This is a genomic window from Bacteroides sp. 41_26 (assembly GCF_949740115.1).
Classification (GTDB): Bacteria; Bacteroidota; Bacteroidia; order Bacteroidales; family Bacteroidaceae; genus Bacteroides; species Bacteroides nordii.
Genome location: NZ_CATJGZ010000053.1, coordinates 32,309 through 52,072 on the forward strand (window position 1 = coordinate 32,309; position 19,764 = coordinate 52,072).

A 19,764-nucleotide genomic window follows, 5' to 3' on the forward strand; every position below is an offset into this window, starting at 1 on the left:
GCTATTTCTTTAAAGTAAATCTAATGGATGATTGGCTCGCGGGCAACTCTGAAGATTCACTTACCTGAATGTCTATGCCCAGGTCATTGTATCCGGTTGCTGCTTCCCAACAATCTTTATTACCCAACCGAATAGCATATTCCGGTCGGTCATGTATAGTACTCACCGGATCTGGCAGATACAAATACAATTTGTAATCCCCTACCGCCAAATCAGTGGGCAATGCAATCTTTGCATTTATAGTCTCAACTTTATAGGGCTGCCATTTCCGTGGATCATCCGGCAAGGAGGCTACATAAGTAGTCTTTCCATCTTTTGAACGTAAAATCAATTCAACTTTTCTTGCATTGAACGGAGGAGCATAGCCTAAATTCTGCAAGGTGATAGCCGCATAAAGCTCACTACCCGGAGCATGTTTTTCAGAAAATTCCCCTTTTTGCAAGACAATCCTATACCCCATTTCACGGATAATTCTGTCCATACATCCACCTGTGACCCAGGTATCGTTTACCCCTTTGTAATAATCTTCATTCAAATAAGACCAACGAAGATTACGCATCTCTGCTTGTGCTTTGTCACAATCAGCAGGATCTACCCCATCCGGCGGACAAGTTTCGCCACCTATCGGCAGATAAAGTCCCTCCGCATTCAAATAACTTTTATCAACGGCTGCGTCTGTATAAGTACCATAATCATCAACACTGGCCATGAAGCAATCGTTATGATGTCCTATTCGGGCAACAACTTTACCACTGAATGCATCCTCTGCTTTGATAGCGGTCTTCACTCCTATATAATTGCGTTTGTAATTGGGGGTCCTCACTTGCACGGTACGGTCTGTCGGCAAAACTTCCAGAATTTTATCCAGTATCGCTTTACGGGCTGCATCATTATTCAGATTATTGGTCGTATAGTACCATTCTCCCCATGAGCCGATAAAACCCGCCTGCAATACAGCAATCACATCTTTATCTTCCTGGAGTATAGGTTTGATTTGATCCAGATGTTGCAGGATGACCGCGAGTGGTGCATCCGGTTCATCCATAGCCAGAGAATAGGCAAAACGCAGAATCATTTTTATACCTGCCTTACGGGCTACCTCCATGTCTTGTTTAATCTGTGAGAGGAATGCATCGCTAATCGGTGCATTCTTGAAATCTTTCAGATAATACAGACGATAGATAAGGGAAATCTGCTTTTGCCGGTAACTACGCAATGTTTGTTCCGAAAGTGCGGGTGTGCCCTTGCTGTCTGTATATTTGTAGAAACCACGTTCAGGGTTAGGGAACAGGTCGTTCGTTGAGATATAATTCACCGTTTTTATCGGGCCTGTTACCGTTTCATTAGAACCCTCGTCGTCAGTATTCGACTGATTATCACCACCACATGCCATAATACCCAAAATAAACAAGAAAGGTAATAAGGCCATTAAACTGCTTCTTTTAAACATTCTATTTATCATAACCTGGATTTTGTTTTACTTGTCCTTTACCGTCTGTTATGACAGAAAGAGGCAACGGATATAATTCTTTATATTTATTCGCATAAGGAGTTTGAGCTACGTCAATAGCACGCTGTACAAATTTATCATGACGGATTAAGTCTGCACGGTATTGACCATTCTCACACCAGAATTCATGGCTTCTTTCTGTCAGAATCTGATCAATAAACTTCTCTTGAGTATTGACATCTTCCAATTTTAAAGCTTTCAGTTTAGCGCGTTCACGTATTTTGTTGACATACCCCAAGGCTTCGGCGTAATCATTTGAAGTTGCTTCCGGTTTCATAATAAGCGCTTCTGCCAATGAAAGGTACACATCTGCATAACGATAAATGATCACATCAATATCAGAATAGCCACCCGAACCTAATACCGCAGGATCATATCCGATCTTCAACGGAATAGGACCTGTTGCCAAAGGTGAGCCGGGAGTATTGCGATCCACTACTTCTCCGGCTGCATTTGTGTAATAGCTGAGTAAATAAGTCTTTCGGGTATCAGCAGACTCAAATGTATCATAGAACCACCAGGTACTGGTACATATACCCCAACCGGCTCCCATACCATTCTGGTTAAAATCAGTAGGAAGTGCTCCCATATGCCATTGATTCATACTCGGACCTTCGCCAGAAGAAGGGATAGCCCAAATAATCTCTTTATTGGCACTCCCTTGCCCACCAAGTTCGAACATAGCAGGATAGTCACTCATCAGTCGGTATCCATATTTGGAGTCCATTAGTTCGCGAGCTAAAGTTTCTACCTTAGTATAGTAATCTTTGTTATTCACCGTTTCATGCAAATAGAGACGGATAAGCAACATTTTAGCCAGCCCTCTGCTGAATTTACCATACTCCGCAGCTCCCGGATAAGGAAGGTGTTCAGAGGCAAATATAAGATCATCTTCAATGAACTTCACCATTTCTTCATGCGACAGTCGTGGCAAAGGAACTTCTTCCAGAGGATTTAGTAAGACCTCAATCGGAGCCACAACCAAAGGTCCATACATATCAAATAAAATATAAGAAAGCATACCGCGTGCACATCTGACTTCTGCACTATAGCGGGCTTTCAAATCGTCTGATAATGAACTTTTTTCAATGTAATCCAATACGAGCGTACAGCGGCTAATTTTATTGGCATATCCGTAAGGTTCTTTATTTTCATAATAAAAGAAAGTCACTCCTTCTGTTTCCGGAAAGAAATTGAGTAACGAACAGTCGTATGCCGGCCCCCACGTTTGGGTCAGAATTTCAGTGGTTGCATCATTTACAAACATCACTCCCCGTTCAGAAGGAGAATGTATTCCATCCCACCAGTTACCACGAAGTGGATAATAACAGGAAAGAACCAGGGCTTTCAGGTCTTCCTCACTTTTGGGGAAATTTGAAGGATTGATCTCAGAATAATCTACAGGATCAAGATCAATACAGCTACTTAGGCAGGTACCTATAAATACAATGGCTGCCAGATATGTTTTAATGTATCGTTTCATTATACTTGATTTTAGCGTTAAAAATATCAGAATGAGATATCAACTCCGAAGCTGAATGTTCTCGCATTAGGATATGAAGCGGTATAATAGTCCGTTTCAGGATCCAAACCGTCATAAGGAGTGATAATAAAGGCGTTGTTTATGCTGGCATGTACGCGAAGGTTGGAAATCACTTTAGTTTTTGCCAACAAGTGTTTGGGCAATGTATATCCTAAAGTAATATTCTGCATACGGATAAACCATGCTTTCTGGTAATAAAAATCACCGGAACTATACGTATTTTCCCATCCCTGGAATGTACTGGGATTGGTTGTAGACGGATTATCCCAAGTCCAGCGATCTTTAACCGATCGGAGAGCATTCAAGCCATACCGTGCAATACCGTCGCCGGAAATTCCATACTCCATTGCAGTAGGATCTTCCATGATACGGTCAAACATCCCATTGAGATGGAAGCTAAGATCAAAGTCTTTGTACTTGAAAGTATTCGTCATTCCTGCCAGCCAACCCGGATCACTGGTTCCTATTAATTCCATATCAGCATCATCAATAATGTTGTCCGGATGGCCCAACAACTGGAAACGTCCGTTTTCGTCAACCACCGGGTCACCATTTGCATCGCGTACATATCCGTTGATATCTTTGATTACCAATTGTCCCGGAAGCAATAAAGGTTGTGCATCGGGCACTTTCTCACCAATTTGCAGAATATGATCAGCGCGACGGGAGTAAATGGCTCTGATAGGTGCGTCATATTTTTCATATACGGCTGGTTTCCAGTCTGGGGTACGCTCCTTCCAACGGTCTTTGTACTTTGTAAAAGTAAGGTCGGTAGACCAAAAGAAGTCTTTAGTCACAATATTTTTGGTATTCAAAGTTACTTCAATACCAGTACTCTTTGTTTTTCCAATGTTCGCAATCACCTGCGTTATAGTCTGATAAGAATTTAAGGGTTTATAATTCAAAAGATCTGAAATAACCTTATAGTAATATTCCACAGAACCACTGATGCGTCCATTAAAGAAGCCGAAATCAAGTCCCGCATTCCATTCGGTTGTTGTTTCCCATTTCAGGTCAGGGTTTTCCAGACGTCCTTGAAACACACCTATTTGCTTAGATTTATCTTCTTTATTATAGGCTTCCTGAGCATAGTAACTTGCAAATGCATTGGTGCTGATATCAGCATTACCGGTTTGCCCCCAGCTAAGTCTCAGTTTTAACATACTCAACCAGTCAGAAGCTTTCGCCATAAAATTTTCTTCACTAATGGTCCACCCTAAAGCAACAGAAGGGAAATATCCCCATTTGTGGTTTCTGGCAAATACACTGGCACCGTCAGAACGCAGAGTAGCTGTCAGTAAATAGCGGTCTTTTAAGATATAGTTGGCACGAAAAAAATAAGAAAGCATCTTATTTTCCGAACTGCCGGAGCCTACTATCTTGTTTCCTCCACCGGCTCCCAGATTGTTATAAATAAATCCGTCCGTCAGGAAATTATTGTTTCCTGCATTCACTCCTTCATAATTGAATTGTTCGTAAGAAGTTCCTGCCAACAGATTTATTTTGTGAATTTTTGCAAAAGTCTTCAGATAGGTTGCCGTAGCCTCAAGCAAGTACTGGTTGTTATCCATACTGTATACGCTGGCTACTCCCTGCAGGTTGTATCCATTTAAAGTACTTTTAGGCTGATATGTTTTTCTACTTTGGGCAGCACGGTCTATACCTGCATTCACACGCAATGTCAGTCCGTCCAAAGGACGTGCTTCGACAAAGATATTACCCAATACACGGTCCGTATTGCCACGGTCCACGTTATTCAATAAAGAATAAGGATTCGGACGGGTACCAACCAATGGATTGGTAGGGTATTTACCAGTTTCAGGATCATAAGCCTGTATTTGCGGCCCCATTTCAACGGCCGAACGGATAAGGCCTGAATTTTCCCATTTATCCGAACCAAGTTGTGTATTGTCATTAATAATACGAGTCATGGTCAGGTTTAACCCGGCTTTGAATATATTCAAAAACTCCTGGTCAATATTGGCTTTCATCGTGTAACGGGTCATTCCGGAGTTGCGTATAATACCTTCATGGTTGAAATAGTTGAATGACAACATATATTGAGTTCCCTTATTTCCACCTTGCAAGTTGATGTTGTGTTCCTGTATTAAACCGTTTCGTGTTACCAAATCCAACCAGTCTGTACCCGCTCCCGCATTGGCTATTTCCTGTTCTGTGTACGGACGGTTATATCTGATACCATTGACAGGAGACATTAAGGCTTCCTCCAACGTTTTTGTACCCCAGGGAGCTACCTTATTATTCCATACCCACAACTCCCAACTTGTTTTGTTTTTCTCTTCCATCCATTCCGGAAGAGAAAGTAAGTCATAAGTATCCGAATATTTCTGATAAGAGTAATTATAAGAATAGCTAACTTTCGTTTTTCCTTCCTTTCCACGTTTGGTTGTAATGATTACTACACCGTTGGCTGCACGAGCACCGTAGATAGACGTGGCACTGGCATCTTTCAATACTTCAATAGATTCTACATCGTTAGGATTCAAGAAGTTGAGTACGCCTTGTGTTCCTGGGTCCATTTTACGGTCTGAAGAAGCAATCTGGTCTAATTTTGCAATTGGAAATCCATCCACGATATACAACGGATCATTGTTTGCATTGATAGAACCGGCTCCACGTACAAGAATGTCGAGCCCCCCACCCGGCTGTGCACTGTTTTGGCGGACATACAAACCTGCCGCTTTTCCTTCCAGGGCATGACCGATAGAAGAAATACCTGCCAGCCCCATCTCGTCTGCTTTTATTGTAGAAATAGCTCCTGTCAAATCTCTCTTCTTAACAGTACCATAGCCTACAACAACTACATCGTCAAGCATATTTATATCTTCTTTAAGAACTATCCTCTGCCAATTGTTATTCTTTAAAGAGATCTCCTGAGGAATGTAACCGACGTACGTTACAACGATAGCATCACTGTTGTCTGGTAGTACCAACCGATAATTACCATCACCGTTGGTTATTGTACCAACCGCTTTTCCTTTTACCTGAATACTGACCCCTATCAACTGGGTTCCATCTTCTCCCACTACACTTCCTGTGATTTCTTTCGGAAGTGCCTTCCCCCTTTGAAGCTTTGGGTTTTCTTGTTTCTTTAAAAGAATCTTTTTATTGGCAATTGTATAGGTAATATTTGTACCACTCAATACCTTGTTCAGTACTACTCTTACATCCTGACTCTGTACTCTCACATTTACAAGCCGGTTCACATCCACACTTTGTTCTTCAAAGAAAAATTTGTAATCCGTTTGTTGTTCCACTTGTTTAATAAAAGTAGAGAAAGGCTGGTTGATTAAATCCAGAGTAATTGCTTTTTGGGCGTACACAGGTAAAGATACCCACCCACCAAATAGAAGTAAAAGGCTTAAACAGAGTCTTCGTATGAGGCTCGCTGTCATAAGATGCCCCTTTCGTGCTCTTTTCATACGCGTAAGATTTTAATTGTTTAACTAAGGTTTTATGAAATCTCGTTTATATTATACAAAGAGGCAATTGGAGGAAAAAATACTCATTTTTTTTTTATGTTATAAAGCATAGAATATTCAGGTTGAGTATCTATGAGAAGATAGAAACCAAATCAGGTATAAGCTGACGGTCCTATAATTAAAAAACTTAGCCTAGTTCTTCAATTGTTAATTATCATATTATTCTTAATATTACAATGAGTATTCTAACCATCAACCGTCTCTTTATAAAATAAGAGGCCAAAGCACGAAAAGAAAAGTCATTTCAAAATATATCCCAACTTAAATAATTAACATAATATTATGAAGAAAGCATTTATTAGTATTTTGATCTTATGTTCTGCTGTTTCTGCCATAGCACAGCAGTATGAAACAGCCGTAGCACCATTGAAAGGTGAAAAATGGTGGGGTGGTTTGGTTGCACTGGGTAGTCATATGCCTTTTACTTCAACAACAGAATGGTACGATTTGAGTAAAAAGAATCTGAACAACCAGATTGTTCCGCTGATATTATCTTCCGAGGGCCGTTATATCTGGAGCGAACAACCTTTCCGCTTCCGACTACAAAACGACACACTACTTCTTAGTTCTGATTATGAAAAACTAAATGCTGTTTCTGCCGGAAAGACACTCAAGGATGCTTATCTGAGTGCTTCGGCTCAACACTTTCCACCTTCCCATAAAATACCGGAAGAAATATTCTTCTCCAAACCGCAGTATAATACATGGATTGAGTTGATGTACAATCAGAATCAGATTGATATAGAAAAATATGCCCAAGATATATTAGCTAATGATTTTCCGACAGGTATCTTTATGATAGATGATAACTGGCAGAAATATTATGGTAATTTTGAATTTAAGCCAGAAAAGTTTCCGGATGCAACAGGAATGATTGAACGTCTGCATAAACAGGGATTTAAAGTAATGTTATGGATCGCGCCCTTTGTTTCTGCAGATAGTCCCGAGTATCGTTTGTTGGCAAAAAAAGGGTATTTGGTAAAGGAAAAAGACGGTATCACACCGGCTATGATACATTGGTGGAATGGCGTGAGTGCTTGTTATGATATGACAAATCCGGAGGCAGCTTCTTATCTGGAAGAACGGTTGCTTACTGCTCAAAGAAAATACGGAATTGACGGTTATAAATTTGATGCAGGTGATGTAAACCATTTTACAGGCGAATATGCCTTTCATGATCCGATTGCCAATGCATGTACTTTTTCTCAAAAGTGGGCAGAACTGGGATTAAAGTTTCCGTATAATGAATTCCGTACTTCATTCAAGTTGGGTGGTCAGGCAATTGTACAGCGTTTGGGTGATAAATCTTATTCCTGGCATGCTTCCTCGTTGTTAATTCCTGATATGATAGCGGCTGGTTTATTAGGGCATGCTTATACCTGCCCTGATATGATCGGTGGTGGAGAGTTCGGTTCATTTTTGAATATTGATACCGATAAATTCGATCAGGAATTGATTGTGCGTTCTTGTCAGATTCATGCATTCATGCCAATGATGCAGTTCTCAGTAGCTCCCTGGCGCATTCTTGACAAGAAACATCTGGATATATGCCGTAAATTTGCTCAATTCCATGAACAGATGGGAAGTTATATTTTGCAAGTAGCTATACATGCTTCTCACACAGGTGACCCCATTGTACAACACTTGGAATATGCATTTCCGCATCAGGGATTTGCCGATTGTCATGATCAGTTCATGTTAGGCAATAAATATATGGTAGCTCCTATGGTAACAAAAGGAACTCATAGGACTGTAAAACTACCTAAAGGTGAATGGCGTGATGATATGGGTAAGAAGTTCAAAGGTCCGAAAACAATTGAAATAGAAGTTCCATTAGAACGTCTGCCTTATTTCGAACGTATTAAATAATACATTTTAATAAAAGGATATGTGTATCCACCGAAATGCCCTCACTAAGTTATACAAGCGATATGATTGTTAACAGATTCAACTTAATGGGGGCACTTCAATAAAACAAACTATCTTTTCCGCCCGATTCATTGATTTATGTCAACTGATTTTGTATTTTTGCAAATATTATCAATTACTACTTATCAGAACACGTTATGGATCTATTAAAAGAAACAGTAGATGCTGTTGTAAATTCCCGATTTCCGGAAATGAGTAAAGAGGGGCGCGAACTGTTGGCAGAAGTCCTGATACGCAAAGAAAGTAATAAGGGGACAATTGTGCTAAATGAAGGGCAAGTTTCTCATGATTTAATCTTCGTCGGAAAAGGGATGCTTCGCCAGTTCTATTACAAAAACGGAAAAGATGTTACTGAGCATTTTTCGTACGAAGGCTGTATCGTGATGTGTATTGAGAGTCTGCTTAAACAAGAACCTACCCGACTGATAGTAGAGGCACTGGAACAATCTATCCTCTTCCTCTTTCCCTACAATGCGTTGCAAAGATTGGTAGAAACATCACCGGAAATCAATATGTTCTATCGAAAGATACTGGAATATTCCCTTATCGTTTCACAGGTAAAGGCAGATTCCTGGCGCTTTGAAACAGCACGTGAACGCTATAACCTGCTACTCGAGCATCATCCGGAAATTATCAAACGGGCACCACTATCGCACATAGCCTCTTATTTATTAATGACCCCCGAGACACTAAGCCGGGTACGGTCGGGAGTATTATAAAAATCCTCCCTCAACTTCGTCTGTACTCTTTGGGAGACATCCCAACGTAGTGCTTAAAATACTTGCCAAAGAAAGACTGATTGGCAAAATGAAGATATTCGGCTATCTCCTGTATACTCATTTCTGAGGATTTAAGCAAAGCGCGTGCTTCAAGAATCACAAAATTATCAATCCATTCACCTGCCGTTTTGCCACTCACTTCTTTCACTACTCCGGAAAGATGTTTAGGAGTAAGGCACAACTTATTGGCATAGAATATTACGGAACGCTCCATTTTGTAACAGGCAGACACTTCACGCATAAATTTCTCAAAGAGTTCTTCCTTACGTGTCTTGGGACGAATCTCATCAATAGGCATATGCTTGCGGCAGAAGTTATAAAGATCATAAAACATAGCCGAAAGGATACCTTTGGCTATCTCCTTACGGAATATATTATCTTTCATTTTCACCTTCTTCCATAAGAAAGAGTGATACTCCAACATGCAGTCCTGCTCGGTCTTGCTCAAAGGTATACAGGGATGCTCTTTGATATAAAACATAAAAGAAAGCAACTCTTTCATCTGCGTAAAAGTCCTGTCTATAAACTGAGGGGAAACAGCGATATAAATAGCACTGAAATCGTCACTGACACCCAAGCTTTGAATTATTTGTTCAGGAAGAGTCATTAGCAAAGTTCCGGCAGTTACTTCAAACTCTCTCAGGTTAACTCCTACCTTTCCCGACCCGGTAAGGCAAACGGCTATCACAGCAGCATTAATACGGTTAGGAAACTCATCCATAGGAACATCCGAAACATCATCGAATATGGCAAAATCATTATCTATAAAATCAATCCTCCGTAATCCCTGCACAGAGGATATATTCACTTGTGGAATTACTTCATTCTCCATTTTATCGTATCTTTTTCGCAAATATATATATTATTTCCATTCATATTAGTCTATATATCGAATAAAGCGAAAAATAGAACAATTATAAATCAAAAAATGCCATACGTTTTTATTTCGCATGGCATTCATTCTGCATTTACAGACTGTATAATCAGTTCATGATCTTAATACCGATAAAATAGGTTCTGGGCTGTGTAGGGCCATAGAAATAACCCGAATCACGAAGTTCTCCTTTATCAAGATCTTTTTGAAAGCTATTGAATATGTTTTGTACACCACCATTCAGTTGCAGTTTAATATGGTCGTGTAGTATAAAAGTATAGTTCAGTTTCAGATTAAGATCGAAGAATTGAGGAGTGTGTTCCATACGATCTTCGGGGATATAACCTGCCATATGGGGTACAATCATCTTTCCGGTATAAGTACCTGACAGAGAAAAGTCAAAGTGCTTGGTAGGTGCAGAGGTAAAAGTAAAGTATCCGTAATAATCGGGAGTACGGGGCATACGCCGGGTAGTCAGTGCAGGCACCCCCTCTTCTTCTACTGCGTCACGCCATACCACATCATGAGTATAACGGCTACGTTGTGCCGTAAAGCCTAACTGGAATTGAGCTTCACGCCCATGAGCAATCTTCGCATCAAGATTTGCACCATAAACACGTGCACCATGAGCATTACGACGTTCTTTTATCATATCTCCGTTTTCATCTTCACCAATATCTGCCAGTGTAAACACATGACGCAGATCGGTGTAGAAGCCTTCCAACAATATATTTGCCTGCCAATGCCCAATAGGCAATGTCCAGTCCACAGAGCCGCTGTAACTATTAGAACGTTCTTCACGCAAATTATCTGCCAGTTTGATCTGAATACCTTCACCTCCTACGGCCGTCACATGGAGATCTTCGTCATAAGCCTGTGGAGCACGGAAACCGGTAGAATATGTGAGGCGCGCCTGAAGATTATCCATCGGCTTATAAAGCAGATTGACACGGGGACTGAAAATCAGTTTATCAATCAGGTTGTGCTTATCCATACGCAAGCCAACGAGCATCGTGAGCTGTCTCATACGCCATTCATTCTGAATAAAAGTACCGGCTATGCGCACATTTTGTTTCATATCTCGGTGATACCCAGTCATGACATCATGTAAAGCATTATCCTGATATTCAAAACCACCGGTAAAAGTGGCCGGAGCGAAAAGGCAATTATTCATCTGCCCCACATACATGCCACCCAGTACCCAGGTAAGATCATCTGTTTTACCATACGCATTGAGATTCTTCTGAGCACCATAATAGCTGTTACGATCAGTGTGCTGGATAGAACCGTATAAAGACATTTTATGTTTTGCTTCATTCCAATAGTGATCATAGCTCAATCCACCACTATTAATAATATGTTTGGTCTGTTCAGTTATATCGGTTTCATGTGGTTGAAGATTAAATTTGTTTCCGCCACGGCGAAACTCATTGGTAGTGTGATATTCAATATTGATACGGCTATTGTACGAAGGACGATAGTAAGCACGGAGTCCAAAAGTATTCATATTCAGTTTGCCCAATTCGGAAAATCCGTCACCATCGGCATCATAAGGGTTACGGTTACGATACGTCTCATACAAAGCAATGCCATACGTATTATCTTTGGCAACAAGAGAAACATTGCCACCCATATATTGTTCCCAGGATTTACCATTCATATTTGACATCATGCTGGATACCTGGAAAGAGTTACTGACAGGGTCTTTCGTGATAATATTGATAGTACCTCCTACGGCATTGGCACCAAATAAAGCCGATCCACCACCACGCACTATCTCTACACGTTCTACCATATTCACTGGAATCTGTTCCAACCCGTATACCCCGGAGAGAGCACTAATGACCGGACGACTGTTTATCAAAATCTGGGAGTACGGACCTTCCAAACCATTGATACGTACTTGTGGAAAGCCACAATTCTGACAGTTATTCTCCACACGAAGTCCCGACTGATAATTCAGCGACTTAGCAAGATCAGTAGAGTTTACCGTTTCAAATAGCTTTGCACTCATCACATTAACTACTACAGGAGCTTCCCGGCGGCTAACCTCATTACGATTAGCAGAAACCACTACTTCATCAGTCATGAAACTCTCTTCTTCCAATTGGAAATGAAGAACAGCCGTAAAGTCTTTACTCACAGCCACTGTCTTCTCCTGACTTTTATAGCCCATAGCTTGTACCCGCAGTGTATATTTACCCGGAGCAAGGTTACGAAACTCAAACTGCCCTTCATCATTAGAGACAGCACCGGATGTACGAAGCTTTTCGGGAACAGTACCACCATTATAACTAACCACACGTACAGTGGCATAAGGAACATTCTCTTCGGTTCCTTTCACAATAACGTGACCGGAAATCATATTGCCTTCCTTGATAGGATTGACGGCATAAGTAATCATGCTCAGGCATAGAAGCATAAGCAGGATGATATTTTTTTTCATTCTGAAATTACAATATTATATATAATGAATAAAGAAAAAAAAGAGTAATAATTTAATAATCAGCAACAAAGATACACTGAACGTATCTTCTACAGCAAACTATTAAATTATCATTTTCAAGCCCGGATTACAGGCGGAGCACGAAGAGAAAGTACCCGCAAATGCATTCCTGACACAACAGGAATCTCCCGCTGTACTTCCACGTAGAAAAGTAACGGACGTACAGGATCTATTACATTGACCGGTATATCAGCTTCCAGTGAATGGAAAGAAGATAAACGGTTAATTACAACAATCTCGGTTTTAGTGTGGGTGTGTTTGCCATGACTGGGGTGAGAGTGAACTATCATGACACCATTGACGTAGTGTACATGGGTAAACATCGTAATGCCTGCCTGATACACGGTAAATAGCGTCAGCAACAGAAGGGATGATAGAACTCTTTTTACACGTCTCACCTGTTATAGTCTCTTTATTTTAAAATTGAGGTGCAAAGATAAGCATTATCTCAAAGACTTTTAAATAAAAAGGGGATGTATTTAACAAATCATCTACAAATAGGTACAAAGTTCTTCGAGATACTTCCTATCCGTTTCATCAAAAGTACTCAGTTGCTCACTATCAATATCAAGTACTCCCCACACCTCACCATCTTTTAGCAACGGCACTACAATTTCCGAACGAGACAGAGAGCTACAGGCTATATGTCCCGGAAAAGCATCTACATCAGGTACAATCAGTGTCTGCTTCTCCTGCCAGGCAGTACCACAAACCCCTCTCCCCTTACGAATGCGTGTACAAGCAATAGGTCCCTGAAAAGGAGCAAGCACCAACTCATTCTCCTTCACCAGATAAAACCCAACCCAGAAGAAGTGAAACGCCTCCTTCAAAGCAGCAGTAACATTAGCCAAGTTGGCTATTAAATCGGTCTCTCCTTCAACAAGAGACTTTATTTGTGGCAACAAAGAAGAATATTGCTCTTCTTTACTACCGGATATAAGAATTAAATTTTCAGACACAACAAGAATAATTAGTGAGTAGTGATTAGTGATTAGTGAGCAGGTGAGTAGTGATTAACAACTACACTATAGTCCGCATGGAACTAATCACTAATCACTTATCACTTATCACTATTTAAACAGTTTTTTATAATCTCTCTCTGCAGCCGGCACCGTCCAATCTTCTGGAATAAACTTCCACTGATTCAAAGCACGAGGATCGAGCGTACCTTTCTTCTCAATGTAATTCATCAGATAATAGCGTAAATCTTTATCTGTGGAAAAGATAATACGGTCTTTCAACTCATTCTGAGGGATACCTGCACCTTTTGTCAGCAGTTCACCTCCCCCATTGCCACGATAAGAGTTGAGAGCAACCTTATAAATCTTATCCATGCTGAAAGGAGTACCGTCTGCCATACTGATAATCATCACTTTTTCCCCTTGAGGTTTCGTAACATCTACTGTATAAATGATGCCCGCAGCAGAATCAAAATTAAAGCTGAAGTTCTGAAACGAAGCACGATCTTCTGCTCCTTCACGACGTTTCTTCTTAAACCACAACAGATGATCATTGGGAGATTTCATCTGATTAGTCCACATATAATAAGAAGCTTCAAGAACGTCTTTTATCTCCCTGCCGGAAAGTGTCATCACATAAAGCATATTCTCATACTTATATAAATTGAACATATCGCTGACATGAATATCACCTTTTTTAATCTCGGCATCAAATGACAGCGGAGCAGTAAAAGAAATATCAGCACCAGATATATCAAGTTGCAGGGAATGAATAAAATCAATAAAAGCCGAAGGACCAAAATAGGCCGGACGGGTAGATATATCTTCAGTAAAAGTACCTATTTTTTTTGATACAAACTGCTCTACTGCATTATACTGAGGAGCAAATTCTTTTATAAAATCCTCACTGATACCATAGTCTTCTGTGGGAGTAAGCACTCCTTCAATCTGCTTGCTCTGCACTTTACCATCTTTCAGTTTTACCGTCACATCCACATTGGAAACTACAATTCCATTACTGGCCGGATCAATAACCAACACAGAATCCCCCGCAACGTTCATAATCTTTTTACACTCACGGGCATGATCATGCCCCATCAATACAATATCAAAACCGGGAACATTTTTTGCCACATTCAGTGATGCATTCTCATTATATTTACCAGACATACGAAAAGCATCCTGCCCGGCATGGAAAAGCCCGACTACAATATCCGGATTCTCTTTCTCACGGATAATCTTCATCCATTTCTGTGCCGTTTGCTCCATATCATCGAAGCGAAGTCCCTGCCACAGATTTTCAGAAAGCCATGCAGGAATAGCAGGAGTAATCATGCCCAATACTACTATTTTAACTCCGTCCCGTTCTAATACTTTATAAGGTTTCAGATGAGTTTCACCAGTGGCAGTATCAATAATGTTTGCACCTAGCACAGGAAAATTGCATTCGCCAATCCAACGATCAAAAACGCCACGACCGGTTTCTACATCATGATTTCCCATATTACCGGCATCATACTTCATATAGTTCATCATTTCGGCACAGAGATGAGGAGAAACCGTATCTATATAATTATAATAATAAGCGGTAGGCTGGCCTTGCAATATATCACCGTTATCAAGCAGAATAAGATTATCTTTGTAAGTCTCACGCTCCTTCTGCACCAATGCATAAATACGCGCCAGACTTCCTCCCCATTCTTTCTGAGTAATGAAATTATAGGGATAATAATTACCATGTACATCACTGGTCTGTACAATTTTCAATTTCACCTCACGCTCTTGTGCCGGCAACGCCAACATAAAGCATAACAGCAAGGTACAAATAGAAATAAATCTTTTCATAATGTCTATTTAATGTAATAAGGAAATAGAGTTATTTTACAAACTCATTCTACCGGCATTGAAAATACAAAACGGGCTCCTTCGGTATAGTCCGGATCCACCCATATCTCACCACCCCATTTCTCAACAGTGAGTTTACAGATGGACAATCCCAATCCTGTCCCTTGTGCATATTCGTCTAATTTTTCAAAGCGTTCAAATACTAACTTTTGTTTCTCCTTTGGAATGCCGCAACCAGTATCAGTCACAGAGAAAAAGGCTAACTTCCGCCCTTTATCCACCGAAAAGTCCAAAGTAATAACACCATCTTGTGTAAATTTAGCAGAGTTGGAAAGCAGATTAATAATAACTTGCTGCAACCGCTGTACGTCCGTATTGATTACAAAATCCTCATACTTACTGGTGAACACAAACTTATTATTGGATTTACGGGAAAAATTTACTGAAGTCAATACCTGCCGGCACAACTGAACTACATCACAAGGTTCTTTTGTCATCCTCACCCTGTCTGCATCGAGCCGGGAGAGATCGAGTATATCATTTATCAATCGAAGCAACAGGTCTGAATTGGATTTAATAATTTCCGAATACCCCTTTCTATCTTCGTCAGAACTTCCTTCGGCGGTCAACACATCCGAAAAGCCCACAATAGCATTCAGCGGAGTACGTATCTCATGGCTCATATTGGCCAAAAAGGCACTCTTCAGCCGATTGGATTCTTCGGCACGATCTTTGGCTTCACGCAGATCTACTTCCGACCTTTGCAAGTCGTCCTTCAAACGTTTTGTTCTGAAATAGAAAAAGAGTGAAATGATCAGTCCTCCTACTAATATTACAAATATGCTGATTGCTGCCCATATCTGATACATATATTCCTGATAGAATGATACAGGCTTGCCAACAATTTCCACATGAAAAGGCAAAGATTTTGTATCCAGTTTCAATTCTTTCACTTTTTTATAGTCAAGCACAGCCTTGCTGCCTACTATCTCTACATGACTGACTGTATCTTTCGGATTGTCAAGCAAACGAATGGCTTCACGAGCCATTTCGCGACCAAAAGAACGGTATGCAGGAATTACCCCGCCTACAGCCCAATAACCCAGTCCAATAGAAGCCGGAGTAAAAGCAGGTACTGTGGGATTAGCCTCCATCATCATATAAGTGGCATTACGCATAAAATAGCTCTCATTCATATCCACACGCCAGGTACCCACCATGACCGCCGTGTTTTCGGGTAACTTCTGAAACTGATCCAGTATCGTATAAATTGTATTGGAACGCCCGTCCAACAATATCAAATCCATCTCCGGGAACTTCTTCATTTTTTCTCTCACAAGTGCCTGCATGGCAACTCCTCCATACGTATTATCGGATATGAAAGCGATATGACGTGTATTGGGATAGAAGTGTTTAAGTAATTGAATATTACCTTCAATATCATATTCGTAAACAAATCCCGCCTTCACTTTATGGTGTCCAAGATCATCGGAAAAGAAATCTACAGACTCCGGCATCCATTCTTTCAGGTTGATTGTATCTTCCGGCAAAATCACTGCATTACGGCTGGTCAAACTACACATAGCCGGTATTTGTGCCACCAATGAGTCTTCCTGTGATAAATAAGACGCCCATGCCTCCTGCCCCAATAAGATAATAAGCTCCGGCCGTTGAATACCCGTATATTTAGAAAGTATCTGATGCATCATTCCCTTCCACTGAGGAGCCTCCGAGAAACTTTTACAGTTCATATTCTCAATCTCAATATTGTACTTGCCACCGCATTTTGTATATTCATCCATGAAATCAGAGATGGTTACCGAAGTCTGATGAGCGGCCGGATTATAAGAGCAAATAATCAGAATAGACCGGGTATCCTGAGCTGCATAGCCCACCACTGGCCAAAGAAAAACAATGGGAAGGAGGAAGGAAAAGACATATCGGATATATGGCAACATATTTATATATACGCGTTTTTTTTGTTGCCGCAAATATACTAAAAGTTGGCAATTAATAGGAGATTAATATGTACATTTGTCAGCGAATCATTATAAAAACATTTATGGAATTATTTCACAAGATGATTTCTGCTGCTTTGAATATATCAGAGAAGCAGGTCAGTAACACTTTGAATCTACTAAAAGACGGCGCTACCATTCCTTTTATCAGCCGTTATCGTAAAGAAGCTACAGGAGGCCTGGATGAGGTACAGGTAGAAAACATAAAAACCCAGTACGACAAACTCTGTGAGATAGTCAAACGTAAAGAAACCATTCTTACCACTATCAACGAACAGGGCAAACTGACTGCCGAACTGCAAAAACGTATTGAAGGCACCTGGGATACTACCGAATTGGAAGACATCTACCTCCCCTATAAGCCCAAACGTAAAACCAGAGCGGAAGCCGCCCGCCAAAAAGGGCTTGAACCCCTCGCAATGGTATTGATGCTACAACGCGAAAATAATCTTGATGCTAAAGCTGCCGCCTTTGTAAAAGGAGACGTGAAAGACGTGGAAGATGCCTTGAAAGGTGCGCGCGATATTATAGCCGAGCAGGTTAATGAAGACGAACGTGCCCGTAATGCTATACGTAACCAATTCAATCGTCAGGCTATAATCAGTGCCAAAGTGGTGAAAGGCAAAGAAGAGGAAGCTGCAAAATACCGCGACTACTTTGATTTTTCCGAACCATTAAAACGTTGCACTTCGCATCGGTTATTAGCCATCCGCCGTGCCGAAGCAGAAGGTTTGCTAAAGGTATCTATTACCCCGGATGACGAGGAATGCATCGAGAGGCTCGAACGCCAGTTCGTTCGTAGCAATAACGAATGCGCCCGACAAGTAGCAGAAGCGGTACAAGACTCTTACAAACGACTGCTAAAGCCCTCCATCGAAACCGAATTTGCCGCCATGACAAAGGAGAAAGCCGACGAAGAAGCGATTCGCGTATTTGCCGAGAATCTTCGCCAATTGCTCCTTGCCCCGCCATTGGGGCAGAAACGGGTATTGGGTATAGATCCCGGATTCCGTACAGGATGTAAGGTAGTATGTATGGATGCACAGGGCAATCTGCTGCATAATGAAAATATCTATCCTCATCCACCGGTAGATAAGAAGAAAGAGGCGGCAGCCAAGCTACGTAAAATGGTAGAAGCCTATCAAATAGATGCCATCGCCATCGGAAACGGTACAGCCAGCCGGGAAACGGAATTCTTTGTTACCACCCAGCAGTTCGACCGTCCTTTACAGGTATTTGTTGTCAGTGAGCAAGGTGCTTCCATCTATTCAGCTTCTAAAATAGCCCGTGATGAGTTCCCCGAATATGACGTAACCGTACGTGGTGCCGTTTCAATAGGACGCCGATTAATGGATCCGCTTGCCGAACTGGTAAAAATTGATCCGAAGTCCATCGGTGTGGGACAGTATCAGCACGATGTAGACCAAACCAAACTAAAAAAAGCACTTGATCAGACAGTAGAGAATTGTGTAAACCTGGTAGGCGTTAATCTCAATACAGCCAGTAGTCATCTGTTGACCTATATCTCCGGATTAGGACCACAGTTGGCACAAAATATAGTGAACTATCGTGCCGAAAACGGTGCTTTCGATTCACGTAAAGCATTAATGAAAGTTCCCCGCATGGGTGCAAAAGCATTTGAACAATGTGCCGGCTTCCTCCGTATTCCACAAGCCAAGAATCCTTTGGACAATACAGCCGTACATCCCGAAAGTTATTGCATCGTAGAGCAAATGGCTAAAGATATGAAATGCAGTGTTGCTGAATTGATTACCAATAAAGAGTTACGCAGCAAAATCAATGTATCAGCTTACGTCACTCCAACAGTGGGTATGCCTACTCTGCAGGACATCATGCAGGAGCTTGAAAAGCCGGGACGTGATCCACGCCAGACGATCAAAGCCTTTGAATTTGATAAGAATGTACGTACCATCAATGACCTCCGTGAAGGAATGATACTTCCGGGAATTGTTGGTAATATTACCAACTTTGGCGCTTTTGTAGATATAGGTATCAAAGAGAACGGACTGGTGCACCTCTCGCAATTAGCCGAACGCTTCATTTCCGATCCCACAGAAGTAGTATCTATTCATCAGCAAGTTATGGTGAAAGTTATGAGCGTAGATAATGAGCGAAAACGCATACAATTAACAATGATTGGTGTAGAGCAAAGCTAACGCAAATATCTTGATTATCTTAAAACAAAAATCGCCCGATTCACTCCTAAGAATGAACCGGGCGATCTCTTATTTATATCTATTTGTCCGCTAAGCCATCATAGCCTGTCCGCCAAATACA

12 protein-coding genes are annotated in these 19,764 nt (G+C 41.1%); 3 read left to right on the plus strand and 9 right to left on the minus strand.

The annotated features are described in order from the left end of the window. Position 1: 1 nt before the first annotated feature. The 3 genes from QX565_RS04175 to QX565_RS04185 are packed head-to-tail and all read right to left on the minus strand — an operon-like array spanning position 2 to position 6,496. Complete coding sequence (locus QX565_RS04175; protein ID WP_289291465.1) at positions 2–1,450, minus strand: DUF4832 domain-containing protein; 1,449 nt, start codon at positions 1,448–1,450, stop codon at positions 2–4. Position 1,451: 1 nt separating this feature from the next. After that, positions 1,452–2,993: a RagB/SusD family nutrient uptake outer membrane protein gene (locus QX565_RS04180; RefSeq protein ID WP_221648991.1), complete on the minus strand. Its 1,542-nt coding sequence runs from the start codon at positions 2,991–2,993 to the stop codon at positions 1,452–1,454. A 26-nt stretch (positions 2,994–3,019) separates the two neighbouring features. After that, on the minus strand, positions 3,020–6,496 hold the full coding sequence (locus QX565_RS04185) for a TonB-dependent receptor (protein WP_289291467.1): 3,477 nt from the start codon (positions 6,494–6,496) through the stop codon (positions 3,020–3,022). A 342-nt stretch (positions 6,497–6,838) separates the two neighbouring features. On the opposite strand from QX565_RS04185, the gene QX565_RS04190 reads away from it, so the two are divergent. Both QX565_RS04190 and QX565_RS04195 read left to right on the plus strand, forming a co-directional pair. Beyond that, positions 6,839–8,425 (plus strand): glycoside hydrolase family 31 protein, encoded by a 1,587-nt coding sequence (locus QX565_RS04190; protein ID WP_289291468.1) that lies wholly within the window; start codon positions 6,839–6,841, stop codon positions 8,423–8,425. A 197-nt stretch (positions 8,426–8,622) separates the two neighbouring features. Beyond that, positions 8,623–9,204, plus strand: a complete 582-nt coding sequence (locus QX565_RS04195; protein WP_221648994.1) for a Crp/Fnr family transcriptional regulator — start codon at positions 8,623–8,625, stop codon at positions 9,202–9,204. A gap of 10 nt (positions 9,205–9,214) precedes the next feature. Here the strand turns inward: QX565_RS04195 and QX565_RS04200 are convergent, their stop codons facing one another. The 6 genes from QX565_RS04200 to QX565_RS04225 all read right to left on the minus strand — a co-directional run bounded on the left by QX565_RS04200 (position 9,215) and on the right by QX565_RS04225 (position 17,406). Continuing rightward, a complete protein-coding gene (locus QX565_RS04200) occupies positions 9,215–10,096 on the minus strand; it encodes a helix-turn-helix domain-containing protein (protein ID WP_221648995.1) in 882 nt (293 codons plus the stop codon). Positions 10,097–10,247: 151 nt separating this feature from the next. Then, the gene (locus QX565_RS04205) at positions 10,248–12,584 is read right to left on the minus strand and encodes a TonB-dependent receptor (RefSeq protein WP_221648996.1); all 2,337 of its coding nucleotides are present in this window, start codon (positions 12,582–12,584) and stop codon (positions 10,248–10,250) included. Positions 12,585–12,700: 116 nt separating this feature from the next. Continuing rightward, complete coding sequence (locus QX565_RS04210; RefSeq protein WP_221648997.1) at positions 12,701–13,042, minus strand: DUF8478 family putative metalloprotein; 342 nt, start codon at positions 13,040–13,042, stop codon at positions 12,701–12,703. 93 nt (positions 13,043–13,135) lie between these two features. Continuing rightward, entirely contained in the window at positions 13,136–13,603 is a 468-nt protein-coding gene (msrC, locus tag QX565_RS04215; protein ID WP_002560789.1) for a free L-methionine (R)-S-oxide reductase MsrC, read from the minus strand. Positions 13,604–13,714: 111 nt separating this feature from the next. Then, positions 13,715–15,448 (minus strand): bifunctional metallophosphatase/5'-nucleotidase, encoded by a 1,734-nt coding sequence (locus tag QX565_RS04220; RefSeq protein ID WP_289291475.1) that lies wholly within the window; start codon positions 15,446–15,448, stop codon positions 13,715–13,717. Between the two features lie 44 nt (positions 15,449–15,492). Continuing rightward, positions 15,493–17,406 (minus strand): sensor histidine kinase, encoded by a 1,914-nt coding sequence (locus tag QX565_RS04225; protein WP_289291477.1) that lies wholly within the window; start codon positions 17,404–17,406, stop codon positions 15,493–15,495. A gap of 104 nt (positions 17,407–17,510) precedes the next feature. Between QX565_RS04225 and QX565_RS04230 the strand changes: the two genes are divergently transcribed. After that, on the plus strand, positions 17,511–19,643 hold the full coding sequence (locus QX565_RS04230) for a Tex family protein (RefSeq protein ID WP_221649000.1): 2,133 nt from the start codon (positions 17,511–17,513) through the stop codon (positions 19,641–19,643). The last annotated feature ends 121 nt before the right edge of the window (positions 19,644–19,764 follow it).